At 47.3% G+C, this 15,601-nt stretch carries 9 protein-coding genes; 8 read left to right on the top strand and 1 reads right to left on the bottom strand.

Features of this window, described 5'->3' with window-relative positions:
• Positions 1 to 51: 51 nt before the first annotated feature.
• Positions 52 to 1,383 carry a carbohydrate porin gene (locus DOM22_RS16370; RefSeq protein ID WP_246845708.1) on the top strand — a complete coding sequence of 444 codons (1,332 nt, stop codon included), beginning with the start codon at positions 52 to 54 and terminating at the stop codon, positions 1,381 to 1,383.
• 105 nt (positions 1,384 to 1,488) lie between these two features.
• Positions 1,489 to 2,418, top strand: coding sequence for a diguanylate cyclase (locus DOM22_RS16365; RefSeq protein WP_142701398.1), 930 nt, complete (start codon positions 1,489 to 1,491; stop codon positions 2,416 to 2,418).
• Between the two features lie 335 nt (positions 2,419 to 2,753).
• On the opposite strand, the gene DOM22_RS16360 is transcribed toward DOM22_RS16365, so the two are convergent.
• A complete protein-coding gene (locus DOM22_RS16360; RefSeq protein WP_142701397.1) occupies positions 2,754 to 4,244 on the bottom strand; it encodes a serine/threonine-protein kinase in 1,491 nt (496 codons plus the stop codon).
• Between the two features lie 141 nt (positions 4,245 to 4,385).
• Here DOM22_RS16360 and DOM22_RS16355 point away from each other — a divergent pair, with 141 nt between their 5' ends.
• From DOM22_RS16355 to DOM22_RS16330, 6 genes are all read left to right on the top strand, one after another.
• Positions 4,386 to 5,216, top strand: coding sequence for a TIGR02147 family protein (locus tag DOM22_RS16355; RefSeq protein WP_142701396.1), 831 nt, complete (start codon positions 4,386 to 4,388; stop codon positions 5,214 to 5,216).
• A gap of 35 nt (positions 5,217 to 5,251) precedes the next feature.
• Positions 5,252 to 6,043, top strand: a complete 792-nt coding sequence (locus tag DOM22_RS16350) for a DUF4423 domain-containing protein (protein WP_168196681.1) — start codon at positions 5,252 to 5,254, stop codon at positions 6,041 to 6,043.
• Between the two features lie 223 nt (positions 6,044 to 6,266).
• Positions 6,267 to 6,701 carry a hypothetical protein gene (locus tag DOM22_RS16345; protein ID WP_142701394.1) on the top strand — a complete coding sequence of 145 codons (435 nt, stop codon included), beginning with the start codon at positions 6,267 to 6,269 and terminating at the stop codon, positions 6,699 to 6,701.
• 377 nt (positions 6,702 to 7,078) lie between these two features.
• Positions 7,079 to 12,130, top strand: coding sequence for a hypothetical protein (locus tag DOM22_RS16340; RefSeq protein WP_142701392.1), 5,052 nt, complete (start codon positions 7,079 to 7,081; stop codon positions 12,128 to 12,130).
• A 22-nt stretch (positions 12,131 to 12,152) separates the two neighbouring features.
• Positions 12,153 to 13,286, top strand: a complete 1,134-nt coding sequence (locus DOM22_RS16335) for a hypothetical protein (protein ID WP_142701391.1) — start codon at positions 12,153 to 12,155, stop codon at positions 13,284 to 13,286.
• Positions 13,279 to 15,591 carry an RCC1 domain-containing protein gene (locus tag DOM22_RS16330; RefSeq protein WP_142701390.1) on the top strand — a complete coding sequence of 771 codons (2,313 nt, stop codon included), beginning with the start codon at positions 13,279 to 13,281 and terminating at the stop codon, positions 15,589 to 15,591. Before DOM22_RS16335 ends, DOM22_RS16330 begins: the two co-directional genes overlap by 8 nt.
• Positions 15,592 to 15,601 lie beyond the last annotated feature (10 nt).

Below are 15,601 nucleotides of genomic sequence, written 5' to 3'. Positions count from 1 at the left end.
GGTCAGGGCGGGACTTTATGGGTAAGCCTCGTGTTTTTCAAGGAATAGGGTATGAAAATAATCTTTTGGGTTCTTACGATATTGTTCGCAGTTAATAACGCGCATGCTCTCGAAGCTGACTTCACTTCGTATCTTCGGGGTGGAACAGGGATCAGCCAAGAAGGCGGCAAAATGGAATGCTTCCGCAATAAGAATTTGCCGGGTAATTTCCTACGTTTAGGAAATGAATGCGACTTCTATACTGAATTAGGATTCGTATTCCATCACAAAAAAGCGGATGAGGCCGATCCCTCTTTTTTCAGAACGCAACTACGCTACGCGTATAGTTCTGACGGTTTACGTCAATGGGAATCTACGAAAACAACGATTCCAGCAAATCCTTCAACAGCAACAACTGTCACAGTTCCTAAATCCGAAATCGAAGCTTACGTCAAAGCCGGTGGCTTTGAAGGCAATCCGATTGAATATTGGGTCGGTAAAAGATTCTATCGTGACGTCGATTTGTTCATCTTTGACTGGTACTACTATGGCGAGATGGCCGGTGTTGGTGCTGGTGTTGAAGCCATTCCAGTGGGCCCAGGTAAGTTGGCGATCGCGAACTTGATTCAAGCCAATGAAGACTTCGCGACTACATCTATCGGTCGTCCGGTTTTGAATATCTGGGATTTCAGATACTCTACGATTCCTGTTTTCGCAGAACAAAACATTAGCTTCTGGGGTGTTTATGCGTGGGCGAAAGAAAGCACTCAAGGCACAACTACTTTCGAGGCAACAAATGGTTATGTGTTAGCGACAAAACTTGAGGGCAAAGGCCTGGGTGGTTACAACAAAGCTGTCCTTGAATTCGGTCAAGGCGCTATGAACCAGTTCAACGTATACGGCAAGAGTGCTGTTGATGCTTCTCAAGCATCTGAACGCGCGCAAAACAAAGCTTGGAATGTGCGCTTGGTTGAAGACTGGTCCATGGATGTTGCGGATCGCTGGGCATTTATGGCTGGCTTTGCCGCAAGCTATGGAAGCAACGGTTTGGATCAAGACAATGTGGTTCAGTGGCAAGGTATCGGTGTTCGTCCGGTATACTACTTCACTGACAGATTCCAATTGGCAACTGAAGTTGGTTACACTCGTTACGAAGATCAAAACGAAAAAGACAAAGTGACTAATGCCTATATCGGTCCACGTGATTTGGGTCGTGTGGCCATTGCTCCACAGCTTTCGTTTAAGAAAAGCATCTGGGGACGTCCAGTTATGCGTGCCTATGCTTCATATTCATTCTGGAACTCAGCGAACCAAGGTGCTGATTATATTGGTGGCAACGCTCCGACATTTGCGGACAAATCTAGTGGTTTCAACGTAGGTTACCAGTACGAAGTTTGGTTCTAATGTAAAAACCCCGGCAATAGGTCGGGGTTCTCACGGAACTGTCCAAGAGACTAGGGGAGTGATGGTTGATTGTCACCTTTCACTCCCTTCCTTATAATTGTCGTTATGGCTAACAATGACGATTCTGATAATTTAGAAAAAACCAGTATAGTTGCGAGTGATACTTTTAAAGGTAAATTGCGCGAGGCAGATGATGTTCCTCCTGCAGTTTTGGTTTTGATTGGGCCTCCAGGATACGTGGGTAAGCAATATCCCATCACTGCGAATGACATTACGATCGGCCGCTCTGTGGAAAGCCAAGTCTATATCGATGATAAAAGTTTAAGTCGTTCGCATGCGAAATTTGCAGTGAATGGCAGTGAAGTTTCCGTGATCGACTTGGGTTCGACAAATAAGACTGTGGTGAATGGTCAGACGATTCCGCCATTGGCTTCTTGCTTGCTTAAGAACAATGACCAAATCAAAACCGGAAACGTTATTTTCAAGTTCCTGGAAAAAGGCAGTCTTGAAGCCATGAGTACTTCTGCGTTGTATGAGCGCGCACAAAAAGATGCTTTGACGGGTGCCCACTCTAAAGGTGCTTTGATCGAAAAAGGTCCCGAGGCGATGAAGCGTTCAGAAGTACTGAATGAGCCTTTAAGTTTGGTGACGTTCGACATCGACCACTTTAAAAAAATCAACGACGGTTATGGTCACCCGGGTGGCGACTATGTCCTAAAAGAACTTTGCCGTATCGTGATCATGAAATTGATCCGTGCGAATGACTTTTTTGCCCGTTATGGTGGTGAGGAATTCGTTTTGCTTCTTTCTGGATCAAATCCAAAAGTGGCGGCGGAAGTTGGTGAACGTATTCGTCATACTATTGAAACCAGCGAATTCGTTTTCGAAGGTAAAAAAATTCCGGTCACAATTTCTGTCGGAGTCGCTACGAAATATGCGGCAGAGACGGAATGGACACAGCTTTACGAACGGGCGGACAAAGCGCTCTACCAATCAAAACAGGGCGGACGAAACAAAGTCACTGTCGCTCCTTAAAAACACAAACCCGGTTAACAGCCGGGTTTTTTATTTGGGCTCATGGTTGCGCGCGCCGGGATCGCCTGCCTTAGACCCATCGTCCTTCGCCCGTCGTTTCGCGACACGCCATCCTGGCTCACCGTCGCCGCCTTCGGCGGTTCGCGCATCCAGCGCCGACGGAGGTCGCTGCACGACAGGCGTAGGCCGCTGTGCCTAAGGCAGGCGCTCCCGTCGTGCTAACGGGATTCAATTAAAAAAGGACTGTTCAGAATTTGGATTTCTTTTCGGCTTTTAGCTTTGAAGAGATTGAATTTTTTAGTGGTCGTTCTTTTTATAAGAGAGAGAAAACGAGATTAGTTTTTTACGTTTTTTTGGTAGGGGCTTACGCGCTTCGCGGGTTTTGGGGAAGCGGGGAGGCGGTTTTTTTTCAGCACTTTTTTGTGAGTGTATGTTGGTGGCTTTTTGAAGGGGCTCGGAGGTGCTGGAAGCACGGGTTGTGGGGCTGCTCTTCTGGGTTGGATAGGGGTCAGTGTTGGGACTGACGAGTAAACCTGTGGAGCTGGCTTTTTTGTTTCTAAGTTTTCTTTTCCAAGTAGTAAGCCCACTGTTAATAGCAACGCTATGGCTACGGCGCCTTTTAGTAGGTTGCTGAATTTTCCGTTTTGGCCGAGGGGCCTGTTGGGAATATTTAAAATGTTTGGTGAGGGATTCGTCCACTTAGGGCGTGGCGGGATCATTTCGGGTGGAACGTAAACGGGTGGTGCTGGGACTTTGATGTTTTTCAGGATCGGTGCGGTGATTGATTTATTGGTTAGCATCGACATCACTTCTTCAGCGGTCGCCGTTGTACTGATCGTCATGGTTTTATCGTCTTCGACAACGAACTGACGGATCTGTTCCATGGTATCTTTATAGGTCATGGCGAAAACTTCTTTTAGATAGTCCGCCAACGAGAGTGCCGAAAAATCCGGATGCTTGGTCGAAAGCAATGTTCCAATATGTCTTGCAAGTTCATTCGCATCTTCGGCGCGGAACTGAGCAATGTGGTGAAGCATGCGTGGCAAAACATTTAAGAGTTCTTCGGAGCGGTCTTTGATCACCGCGGTTGGAAGATTTGCAACATCATAAAGGCGAATGGATTCTTTGACTTCACCGACTGTGTTTCCGGCAAAGAAACGGGTATTGGCGAGTAGCTCCCAGAACACAATTCCCAATGAAAAAATGTCTGTGCGATGGTCCAAAGTTTCGCGATTGATTTGCTCGGGACTCATATAGGCGACTTTGCCTTTGACCTGCCCATGTTGAGTCTGCTCGACATCCATGGTGGCTTTGGCAATCCCGAAATCGATGATTTTTACTTCACCCTCGAAGGAGATCAGAATATTGTGAGGGCTGATATCCCGGTGAATCAGTTTAAGTGACTGACCTGTTTGGGGATCCACTGACTGATAAGCATAGGCCAAGGCCAATGCCACCTGATGTACAATATACAGAATGAATGGCGTCGGGAGAGGATCCTCTTTGTCGCGGTGATATGACATCAGGTCTCGCAAGGTCACGCCGTGAATGTATTCCATCACCATGAAGGCGCGATGGTTGTGCTCTCCGAAATCATATATCTTCACGATGTTTTGATGATTCAAATTTGCACTGACGCGAATTTCTTTAAAAAACATGTCTTTGAAAATTTCAGAATTTTGCTCATCCGGCAGAGTTGTTTTGATCGCGACAAGCTTGCTGACACCGAATCTTGAATCGGATTTTCCCAAATAAACTTCCGCCATCCCACCTTCGGCGATGCGCTTGATTATCTGAAATTGTCCGATTCTTTTGGGTGTCTTCATGTCTGAGAACTTTTCGGTTTTTTATGTCATTCTCATAACTTCGGTGGTTTTAGAAAGTGTTCCATAATTGGAATAGCCGTTCCCGTGTCCTCATTGAGGGAACAGTTACTGACCGTAACCCCGCGAGATTTATAGCTTAAAATGACTTCTTGGTTAAATACTGTGTTCATGCAAAACCAGACTATTACAGAATTCATGATGAACAAATTCGAAGAGCTTCGTAAATCCAATCGTCGTATTTCACTGCGTATGGTTGCTTACAAAATCGGCATCACGCCAGGTCGTTTGAGCGAACTGATTCGTGGCAAACGCCCCCTTAGCGAATTTTATTTTGAAAAGATCTCCACTGGCTTGGGGCTTAATCAAGATGAACGTCAGCAATTGAGATCTTATATCTCTGTAACATCACGTCGCTTTAATTCCGACCGCGTGTTGGGTGTGAAGAGCGGTAACCTGATGGGTGGCTGGGAAGAGTATGCGATTTTGAACTTGCTAAGAATTGCCAATGGCAATGACGACGTAAACTGGATTGCAGAACGTTTGGCTTTGACGCCTGAGCAAGTTGAAAAAGGCTTGGAAAATCTTGAGCGCATGGAATTGATTCGTAATGAAGAGCGCGGCATTGAAATTGTCCACCGCCGTTTGATCACTTCTTACGAATGTGCAAATCAGGAAAGCCGTAACTATTATAAAAAGCATCTGGAAAAGGCTAGCCAGGCGATGGAGCTCGAGATGAACTCGAGTTACACAGGTGTCACGTTGACCGTAAATCCGCAGCAGATCCCCGTGGCAGAGCGCATGATAGAGCGCTTCCGTGGGCGTATCCTTCGCTTGTTGCAGCAGGGTACACAAAGTGAAGTCTACTCTCTCAACATCCAAATGTTCCCTCTGTCAGTGCCAGAGCATCTCTCTAAGACCGCTGCTGGAGCGAATCTGGCGGAGTCGCCACGCGTTGAGCTTGATAAAGTTTAAAACACTAAGTTATGGTGTCTCCCCAGGAGACACCCATGACTTTGAACCGTTTTTTGAGCGCTAAACTGGAAGAGATGCAGAAAAAAAATCCGCGTTTCTCGATGCGTGCGCTGGCGCAAAAAGCGGGAATCTCTCCCGGCCGTTTGAATGAAATCTTTCATGAACGCCGTCCACTCAGTGATCACTACTCCAACAGAATTTCCTACGGTCTTAGTTTAACTCAGGAAGAGCAAGTCACTCTTTCAAGTTTCGTCACGGTTCGTGCAAAACGTATGAACTTCCAAAAAGTTTTGGAAAATCAGGAATTGCGTTTGATCACCAGCTGGGAGCCTTACGCGATTTTGAATTTGATGAAGACTGACGATTTTGAAAGTTCCACAGAGTGGATTGCAAAACGTCTGGCGCTGTCGGTGGAAAAAACGGAAGAGTGTCTGAATCTGTTGGAAGCGCAAGGCGTGATCAAAATGAAGAACGGCCGCTGGCTGCGTATTCCTTCACAGTTAACGACGACTTCGGAAATTCCAAGTTCTGCCATCGTGGAAGGTCACATAGCCAATTTACGAAAGTCTGAAGAAGCTTTGCGTACGGTGCCGATGGAGAAACGTCATTTCGGAACCATCACCATGCCGATCAATGTCGCTAAGATCGAGGAAGCAAAACAAATGTTGACGCAATTTCGTCGCAAGATGTGTTTGCTTTTAGAAGACGGCCCTAAAACGGAAGTTTATAATTTATCAATGTATCTTTATCCGCTGACTGATGTGAACGATCGCGACTTTGAGTCGCCTTCGGTCATTGCATCTCAAATTGATTCGTCCACAACTTAATCAAACGTGTTCGCCTGCATGCGTTCATTTGCGTTTTAAAAGGCGCTAACGGGGCGCAGAAGCCCCGTTAACTCTGCATACCGCAAGGAAACAAGGGGATCGGCATGTCTAGGATCTGGGCGAATTTAAAAATATCAACAGCTGCAAATCAATCTATACCTGAACGGCGGTAAAAAACGCCTGAGCCTTAAAATTGCATTTACCCAAATTGCTTGGAGGGGGAATGAAGCTTTCTATCAGCAAGTTGGCGTTATTGATTGGGACACCTGTTTTACTTCTGGGATATCAAAATTGTGCAAAGCTTGGGACTGACAATTTAATTGGAGGAAGTTCAGGCTTTGTTTCCAGTGGTTCTACAGAGATCGCTTCCACTCAATCATCTGCAGATGCTGCTGAAGAAGCTTCCACTCCGGCACCACAAGATACAGCTGCACAAAAACCTAAGTTGCCTTCTGTTGATCCGATGGGAAATTCCAAAACTCTTTTGGCGGATGCAATGAAGGCCTGCGAGCCTGCGGCATTAAAAATAGATCCCAATGGAGAATATCTTTTAGAGTCGTGCATGAATCTTTTTTGCCATCCTGATAGCAGAACCGGCCAGTGGAAACAGCAGACAGCAAATCTTTGTTCCGATCTATACCGCGCCCGCAATTCTTGAAATAAATCGTCTCAAAAATAAATCCACCTCGGGTTTAAATAATTAAGATTATTGAGTAAATATCCACTAAAAATTATTTAGAGATGACTCCATGGGGAACAGTTATCAAAACGTGAATCCTCATGTTTTTATTCAGAATTCGTCTACTTTTTTTGGTTGAATAAGGTACTTTGTTCGCTTTGCATTAGTTAAAATTTAACAATGAAACCGTCCCTGTGTTTCATTCTGCTACAAGACCTAGGTCATATTGAGTGGTTCCTAAGGTGTTCCCATCTCCACTTGTGAACACTTATCTGCGAGTAATCTCTAGTAAATTACCAATCTCACCGAAGAGTTCGGAGTCATCGTCGATTCTGGTATGTTCGTGGAGGACGTTTATGGGAGATTACACAAACTCAAGATTCTGTAAAATACGAATCGTGATTCTGTTCACGTCTCTGTTTACGTTTGGAGTCGCTCAATCTGCTCCCACGACTTTTTCGTATCAAGGCCGTATTACAAATGCTACGGGCGGCGGTCCTGGCTTCACGATGGCATCGTTTAGTTTCTCGATCATGGTTGATAAATCTCACGGCAATAATCCGAACTGTACGCTGTGGCGTGAGCAAGCGGATTTGATTCCTATTTCATCGGATGGATTATTTGACGTCGCTATCGGAAATGGAACTGCTAACTTTCCAAATTCATCGTCCAAGGTTTATGAGTTTATGAATAACTCCGGCACAGTTTCTTGTGCCGAGGGCGGAACATTTTTGTTGTCTGCTTCTGATAAAAGATTCCTGGATGTGCAATTCAATCCAAACGGCACTGCAGGTTGGAATCACATCGTTCCAGCTTCTGAAATTCGTTCTGTACCTTATGCAACTAACGCCGTCTCAGCGGAGAAGCTGGGGGGCTTAGTCGCCACGGATTACGTTCGAAAAACAGATCTATCCACATGCTCGACAGGTCAGTTCCTGACTTACAATGGTGCGGCCTTTGCTTGTGATACGCCAGCAGGTGGTGGCTCTTCGTTGGATGCTTCATATACTATTAAAGGCTTGGTTCAGTTCCTGACGAATGCAGCAACATCAGGTATCGTCGTGACCAACGGTGTGGCGCAAGTAAATACCGGTACGGGTGCGAATCAAATCGTCAAGTTGGATGGCACCGGAAAACTTCCAGCGATTGATGGTTCGCAATTGACGGGTATCGTTGCTTCTTCGGCGACAACAGCAACATCTGCTACCACGGCGGGCTCGGCTACAAACTTCACGGGTTCTTTAACTGGTGATGTTTCCGGAACTCAATCTGCAACTTCCGTAGATAAAGTTAAAGGCATGTCTGTTGTTACTACCGGTGCCGCGAACGGAAAAGTTTTGAAATACTCTTCCGGTACTTTGGTGTTTGCTGACGATGACACGGGATCTACAGTTGTGGACTCTTCATATTCCGCAAAAGGTATTGTGCAATTTAATACGAATGCGGCGACTTCGGGAATGACAGTCGTGGCGGGTGTCGCGACAGTAAATACAGGTACAGCTGCGAATCAAATCGTTAAATTAGATGGTTCGGCGAAACTTCCAGCAGTGGATGGTTCGCAATTGACAGGAGTTGTCGCTTCGTCTGCTACAACAGCGGGTTCGGCGACAAACTTCTCTGGCTCGTTGGTTGGTGACGTTAGCGGTACGCAGGGTGCGACGTCAGTTGATAAAATCAAAGGTGCTACCGTTGATACAACAGGCATCGCGTCTGGAAAAATTCTTAAGTACGATGGTACTAAGTGGACAATGGCTGACGATGCGACAGGTGGTACTCCATCTGATTCATCATATTCAGCAAAAGGCATTGTGCAGTTTGATACAAGCGCGGCTGTTTCGGGTATGACGGTTGCGGCTGGTGTTGCGAAAGTGAATGCGGGTACCGCAGCTAATCAAATCGTGCAGTTGGACGGCACTGCGAAATTGCCAGCGGTGGATGGTTCTGCCCTAACAAATATCGTGGCAGCTTCTTTATCCGGTATTTTGCCGATTAATAAAGGTGGTACCGGTCAGTCGACGAAACAAGCGGGCTTTGATGCTCTTTCACCGTTGGCGGCGAAAGGCAGTATCATCACTCATGACGGCACTAACAACGTGGCGTTGGCAGTGGGCTCTACTGATGGTCATGTGTTGATGGTGGATTCAGCAGCTGCAAATGGCATTAAATGGGCAGCTCCAACTGCAACGGATCTTACAACTGTCACTGGTACAGGTATCGTGCAAAGGACGGGTGCGGGTACTTACGCAACTTTAGGTACGACGGCTCCGATTAATGTGACGGGTTCAAGTATTGGTCTGGCATATGGTACGGGCTTAACAACAAGTGCTGGTTCTTTGGTTGTCGATACTGGTGTCACAACGGGTAAAATCGTGGCGATGGACACTGGCAATAAACTTCCAGCAGTGGATGGTTCGCAATTGACGGGTGTGGTTGCTTCTTCTGCAACCACTGCAGGTTCGGCTACGAATTTTACCGGTTCCTTGGTGGGTGACGTCAGCGGCACGCAGGGTGCGACTTCCGTTGATAAAATCAAGGGCTCTCCAGTTGTAACGACAGGTATTGCTGACGGTAAAATTTTGAAGTATCAATCGGGTAATTGGGTGATGGCAGACGACGCGACGGGCGGCTCGCCAGTGGATTCTTCATACTCTGCAAAAGGTATCGTACAATTCGACACGAGTGCTGCAGTTTCAGGTATTACGATTGCATCTGGTGTTGCGAAAGTAAATGTCGGTACAGCTGCAAATCAAATCGTGCAAATGGATGGCTCCGCAAAATTGCCTGCCGTTGACGGATCTCAGTTGACGAATGTGGTTGCAGCAAGTGCTGCGACAGCTACGAATTTCAGTGGTTCTTTAGTCGGTGATGTAAGTGGTACGCAAGGTGCAACGTCAGTTGATAAAATCAAAGGCGCAACCGTTGATACAACTGGTATCGCATCAGGAAAAATTCTTAAATACGATGGTACTAAATGGACCATGGCTGACGATGCGACGGGTTCTACCCCTGGTGATGCATCTACATCTGCAAAAGGTATTATGCAGGTTGGTTCAGGCCTATCTGTGACTGCTGGCTTGGTCAGTGTCGATGCAGCGAACTTGGCTGTGAACCCAGCCAACTTCTCTGCCGTGGTTCCCATCTCTAAAGGTGGTACGGGACAGTCTTCTAAAACTGCGGGTTTCGATGCTCTATCACCGTTGACGACAGCGGGTGATTTGGTGACTTCCGATGGTACCAATAACGTGCGCATTGCTCGTGGTACTGCGGGACAAATTCTTTCTTCGACTGCAGGCGGTTTAGCCTGGATTAATTCTCCGACGACAGTAACGAACTTCTCTGGTTCGTTGGTGGGTGACGTAAGTGGTACGCAAGGTGCGACGTCAGTTGATAAAATCAAAGGCGCGACAGTTGATACAACTGGTATCGCATCAGGAAAAATTCTTAAATACGATGGTACTAAATGGACAATGGCTGACGATGCGACGGGTTCAGCGCCTGGTGACGCATCCACATCTGCCAAAGGTATCATGCAAGTTGGTACTGGATTGTCAGTGACAGCAGGCTTGGTCAGTGTCGATGCTGCGAACTTGGCGGTGAATCCTGCGAATTTCTCTGCCGTGGTTCCGATCTCTAAAGGTGGTACAGGCCAATCATCTAAAACTGCGGGTTTTGATGCTTTGTCTCCGCTGACAACCAAAGGTGACATCATCTATTTCGATGGCACAAATAACGTACGCTTGGCACCAGGAACTTCAGGTCAGCTTTTGTCGGCTGATACGACGGACGGCGTGAAATGGATCAATGCTCCATCGACCGGCGTAACGAGTATGTCAGGAACTCTGCCAATCGTGGTGACGGGTACGACGACACCGGTGGTATCTGTGAATGCAGCAACGACATCTACTGCCGGAGTAGTGACCGTGGGGTCAGGTATCGCAGTCAGCTCGGGTACAATCAGTGCGGATCCGGCGAATTTTCCGTCAGCAGTACCTATCGCTAAAGGTGGTACGGGTGCGACTTCTAAAACCGCAGGCTTTGATGCACTTTCTCCGCTGGCAGCGAAAGGTTCAATCGTAACCCACAATGGAACTAACAGTGTTTCGTTGGCAGTGGGTGGAACTGATGGTCATGTTTTGATGGTCGACGCAGCAGCAGCGAATGGAATCAAGTGGGCTGCTCCAACGGCGACAGACTTAACTACCATCACTGGCACTGGTATCGTACAAAGAACGGGCGCAGGCACTTACGCGGCTTTAGGTACCGCGGCTCCGCTGAATGTGACGGGTGCGAACCTGGGTCTTTCTTATGGCACCGGCTTGACACTGAGTGCGAATACTTTGGTTGTTGATGCCGGAACGACTGCAAATAAAATTGTTCAATTGGATGGTTCTGCAAAATTGCCGGCTGTTGATGGCTCGCAATTAACGGGTGTCGTGGCCTCTTCGATTTCAGGAACTTTGGCGATTGCTAAAGGTGGTACCGGTCAAACTACTAAGACGGCGGCGTTTGATGCTCTTTCTCCTCTAACAACGGCAGGCGATTTGGTGACTTCAGATGGCACCAACAATGTGCGGATTGCTCGCGGAACTGCAGGTCAGATCCTTTCTTCGACTGCGGGTGGTTTACAGTGGATTAATGCTCCTACAGGTACAGTTACGGGAGTAACAGGCAATGCTCCGATTTCAATTACTGGTACTGCAGCAGCTCCTGTTGTGAATGTTTCAGCAGCGACAACTGGTGCTCTGGGTGTAGTCCAAGTCGGTTCTGGTATCTCTGTAAGTTCGGGGGTAATCGCTGCAGATCCAGCGAATTTCCCGTCAGCCGTGCCAGTATCAAAAGGTGGTACGGGCTTAACGTCGATTACTGCGAATCGAATGATCGCTTCCAATGGCTCCGGTGACTTTACGGCCTATAATTGCGGTATCGCTCAAATGATTACGTTTGATGCTTCTGGAAATATTGGCTGTACGAACTATGCATCCACTGGATTTTTGATCAATGGTGGAAATGCAGGAGCCGTCACAGTCGGATCTACTGACAACACCTTAACGTTGATGGCGAACAATGGCTCGGCCATGGTGGTGGATTCTTCGCAAAATATTGAGATTCAAAAAACTATCACCAGCAAAACCACAAGCAATGCCGGCACCAGCATCAGTTTTGCCGCTGGTAATTTGCAATACACATCTGCCAGTTGCGGAGCTTTCACTCTGTCAGGAATGAAAGATGGCGGTACATACATGCTTGCCGTAAAAGGTGCGACGTCGGGAACTTGTGCTTTCACTCATGCTGGATTTACAGTACACTTACCTCCAGACCATGGAGCTACAACCGCAAGTACCCATACCATGTATACCTTCGTCGTTATGGGAACAGACATTTATGCCGCGTGGGTGACAGGTTACTAAAATCAAGGATAGAGTTTTAGTCATGGAAAAGAAAGTCAGCTTTATTCAAGAACTATTGGAGAAGTTTGGTGACACGGACACAGTCATAAATCATCTCAAGTCCGCCACTGAACAAAATCCCGTAGCTGCACGTTTAGACTTGCAAGTTTTCCTAAACGCCGTCGGCCGTGAGGAAGAATCTTTTGCTGTATCTAATGAATTAATAAAATTGGCTCCAGACGACGCCCGTGTTTTGTTTAATCATGGTTGGCATTGGCTTAAAAGAAATCAAATGCAAAAAGGTATGGCTCTTTTGGAGTTCGGTCGCACGTTAAATACCTATGGCCATCCACGTTTGCCTTCGTCCCAACCTTTATGGACTCCAGAAACAGGGCGAGGCCATCGTGTGCATTTAGTACTGGAAGGTGGTTTCGGAGATGAAATCATTCATTTTCGATTCTGTAAGGACTTAGTCGAAAAATATGACTGCAAGGTGACTGTGGTTTGTCATCCAAAACTGGCAACCATGTTTGCAACCTCTCCCTATGTTTCTGCAGTCATGCAACGGGAAGTAGCGACGGGAGTTTATCATGATTCCTGGCTGCCTGGAATGTCGGCTGCTTTGGCCTTAGGGTATGAGCACAAGGATCTTAACGGTGACAAGTATTTATCACCAAGGCCCCAGCAATCAGCAAAATGGAAAAGCCTAATTAATAATGTGGGTAAAGGAAAATTGAAGGTAGGAATTCGTTGGGCGGGCAATCCAGGATTCGAACATCAACAATTTCGCAGTTTTCCTCCAGAAATTCTTACAGGACTGCATGATGTTTCCGGAGTTCAGCTTTACAGCTTTCAACGTGATGACAATTTAGTTTCTTTAAACGATGACATCATGGATTTAGGGCCCCATCTCGCCACATGGGATGACACTTTGGCTGCTCTAAACGAAATGGATTTGGTGATCAGCTCTTGCACCAGCGTTGCGCATGCAAGTGCAGCAAGTGGTATCAAGACCTGGGTGCTGGTCCCTGCGCTGCCTTACTTTGTTTGGGCCTTGGAAGGCGACACCTCTCCTTGGTATAATTCAGTTCAATTGTTTCGCCAGAAAAAGTTTGGAAGTTGGGATGATGTTGGTCAGAAAGTTCGTGAATCTTTGAAAGGATTTGCGCATGGGTGATTCTGAAAATCGAAAAACATCTCGCAGGGAGTTCATTGCTCAGCTATTAGCAAGCGGAGCCACCGTGCAAGCAGGTCTGTGGAGTTCTGTTATTGGGGCATTAACCGTGGTGGCTCCTGAGGAAGCCGATGCGCAGATTTTCACTCACAGTTTCTGGAAAAAGAAATCCTCATCGCCGTATTATGCCTGGGGGCAAAATACCAGCGGAAATTTGGGATTGGGCAATCTTACGAATATGTCCAGTCCTACCAATATCAGCATTAGCACTTCGCCAGTGAAAATTGGTTTCGGTAGTCAACATGCCGTCGCGTTGATGTCCGATGGTAAACTTTTTTCCACGGGAAGAAATTCCAGTGGTCAGTTGGGCTTAAATATTAGCACAGCCACATCAAAGTCTTCCTTGACGCAAATTACGACGGGTCCCGCATCCTGGTCACAAATCGCTGCTGGTGATTCGCATACACTGGGCTTGGATACGAGTGGATATTTGTGGGCGTTTGGAGAAAACAGTAGTGGCCAATTAGGGATTGGTTCTACAACCGATAAAAGTTCTCCAGTACAAGTTTCTGCATCGACGGTTTGGACAAAGATCGCCGCGGGAGTGTTCCACTCTGCCGGGATTACATCGACTGGGGCGATGTTTGGTTGGGGCGCGAATGACTATGGACAAGTCGGAAACAACAATGCCAGTGGAACTTCTATCAAATCTCCTGTGCAAATATTGGCTGGGACCAGTTTCAGTCAGGTGGCCGCGAGCTACCAGTACTCTCTAGCAATCTCCTCTGTCGGGGCTCTTTATGGATGGGGTGTGGGAGATTACAATCTGGGATGGGACGGCACCTATTATAACTATGGTTATTATGGGGGTGAGTTCGGAGAAAGTCCTACGCAGATCAGAAATATCACGGGTTCCTTTACTCAAGTCAGTGCCGGTCCGACGCATGCGTTGGCTCTACGAACAGACGCGCGTTTGTATGTTTGGGGTAATGCAGCCTTCGGTCAGTATGGCACTTTAACAAAAGTTTTAGCTTCTCCAAATCAGATCACTGGAACTTTCACCATGATGCCGACGGTAATGAACGGCCTTCATTGGTTGCTGCTGACTGCTACGAATGTCAAAGCAACGGGATCAAACACTTATGGTGAATTTGGAAACGGTATTACAAATCAATGGTTCTACAGCCCTGCGAACGTAGCGATCGGAACAACGTGGTCTCAGTTTGCATTGGGCCGTAACTTTTCTTTGGCAATTGATACCTCCGCAAAACTTTGGGCGTTCGGAGATGGTAGCAACGGCTGCCTAGGTACCGGCGGCTATACAAGCTACAACAGTCCGGTACAGGTATCTGCAGTGGGTACGAGTTCATGGTCTCAAGTTTCTGCGGGTCTGTGGCACAGTATCGGCATTCAATCCGACGGTTCCTTGTGGGCCTGGGGATATAGCACCTCTGGTGGAGCTGGGACAAACAATACTACCCTAATAACTCCGACTAAGATCGGCACCACATCGTGGGCACAAGTTACGGCAGGTGGATGGCATAATATTTTGATTGATTCGGCAGGTGCCATGTATGGCATGGGATTCAATGCCAATGGGCAGTTGGGAATTAACACCACCACGAATAACAGTGCACCTGTACAAGTTACTGTTGCTGGTCCTTGGAAACAAGCGGCCGCTGGTTGGAGCCACTCGATAGCGATCAAAACTGACGGGTCATTGTGGACGGCTGGAGCAAATGATGCGGGTGCATTGGGTGATGGTACCTCAGTGGATAAAAAGGTTTTTACCAAAATTGGATCGGACTCCTGGACTCAAGTCACCGCGGCCCAAAACGCGTGCGCAGGTATTAAAATCGATGGCACATTGTGGGCGTGGGGGGATAATACCTTCGGCGCTGTTAGCCACTTGCAACCTCCAACCGGAATTTCAAGTCCTGTGCAAATTGCAGGTTCGTGGTCACAGGTTGTCGGTGGTTACGATATGTTCCTGGCTAAAAAATCTGATGGTACTTATTGGGCATGGGGCGGAAACCGCAACGGAAATTTAGGGATCGGCGTAAACACGTTTTCTCCTGTTCAAGTTCCAGGCTCGTGGTCACAGATATATGCAGGTAATGGATTCTCTGCCGCAGTAAAAACTGATTCGACTTTGTGGGTATGGGGAACGAACGCTCAGGGCGAGTTGGGTCTTGGGGATACGACGTTACGCTCAAGTCCCGTACAAATTCCTGGCAGCTGGACTCTTTTGCCGGGCGACTCTCGCGGCAGCACAGGGTCTTTTGTGATCGCTAAGAAACTCTCTTAGCGATTTCATT

Source organism: Bdellovibrio sp. ZAP7, from assembly GCF_006874645.1.
GTDB lineage: Bacteria > Bdellovibrionota > Bdellovibrionia > Bdellovibrionales > Bdellovibrionaceae > Bdellovibrio.
The sequence above is the reverse complement of the archived record's forward strand: the minus strand, read 5'-3'. Positions and strand labels throughout refer to the sequence as shown.

Coding starts and splice junctions, on each gene's coding strand:
- DOM22_RS16365 (WP_142701398.1), top strand. CDS start 1,489: ATGGCTAACAATGACGATTCTGATAATTTAGAAAAAACCAGTATAGTT.
- DOM22_RS16345 (WP_142701394.1), top strand. CDS start 6,267: ATGAAGCTTTCTATCAGCAAGTTGGCGTTATTGATTGGGACACCTGTT.
- DOM22_RS16335 (WP_142701391.1), top strand. CDS start 12,153: ATGGAAAAGAAAGTCAGCTTTATTCAAGAACTATTGGAGAAGTTTGGT.
- DOM22_RS16355 (WP_142701396.1), top strand. CDS start 4,386: ATGACTTCTTGGTTAAATACTGTGTTCATGCAAAACCAGACTATTACA.
- DOM22_RS16360 (WP_142701397.1), bottom strand. CDS start 4,244: ATGAAGACACCCAAAAGAATCGGACAATTTCAGATAATCAAGCGCATC.
- DOM22_RS16340 (WP_142701392.1), top strand. CDS start 7,079: ATGGGAGATTACACAAACTCAAGATTCTGTAAAATACGAATCGTGATT.
- DOM22_RS16370 (WP_246845708.1), top strand. CDS start 52: ATGAAAATAATCTTTTGGGTTCTTACGATATTGTTCGCAGTTAATAAC.
- DOM22_RS16330 (WP_142701390.1), top strand. CDS start 13,279: ATGGGTGATTCTGAAAATCGAAAAACATCTCGCAGGGAGTTCATTGCT.
- DOM22_RS16350 (WP_168196681.1), top strand. CDS start 5,252: ATGACTTTGAACCGTTTTTTGAGCGCTAAACTGGAAGAGATGCAGAAA.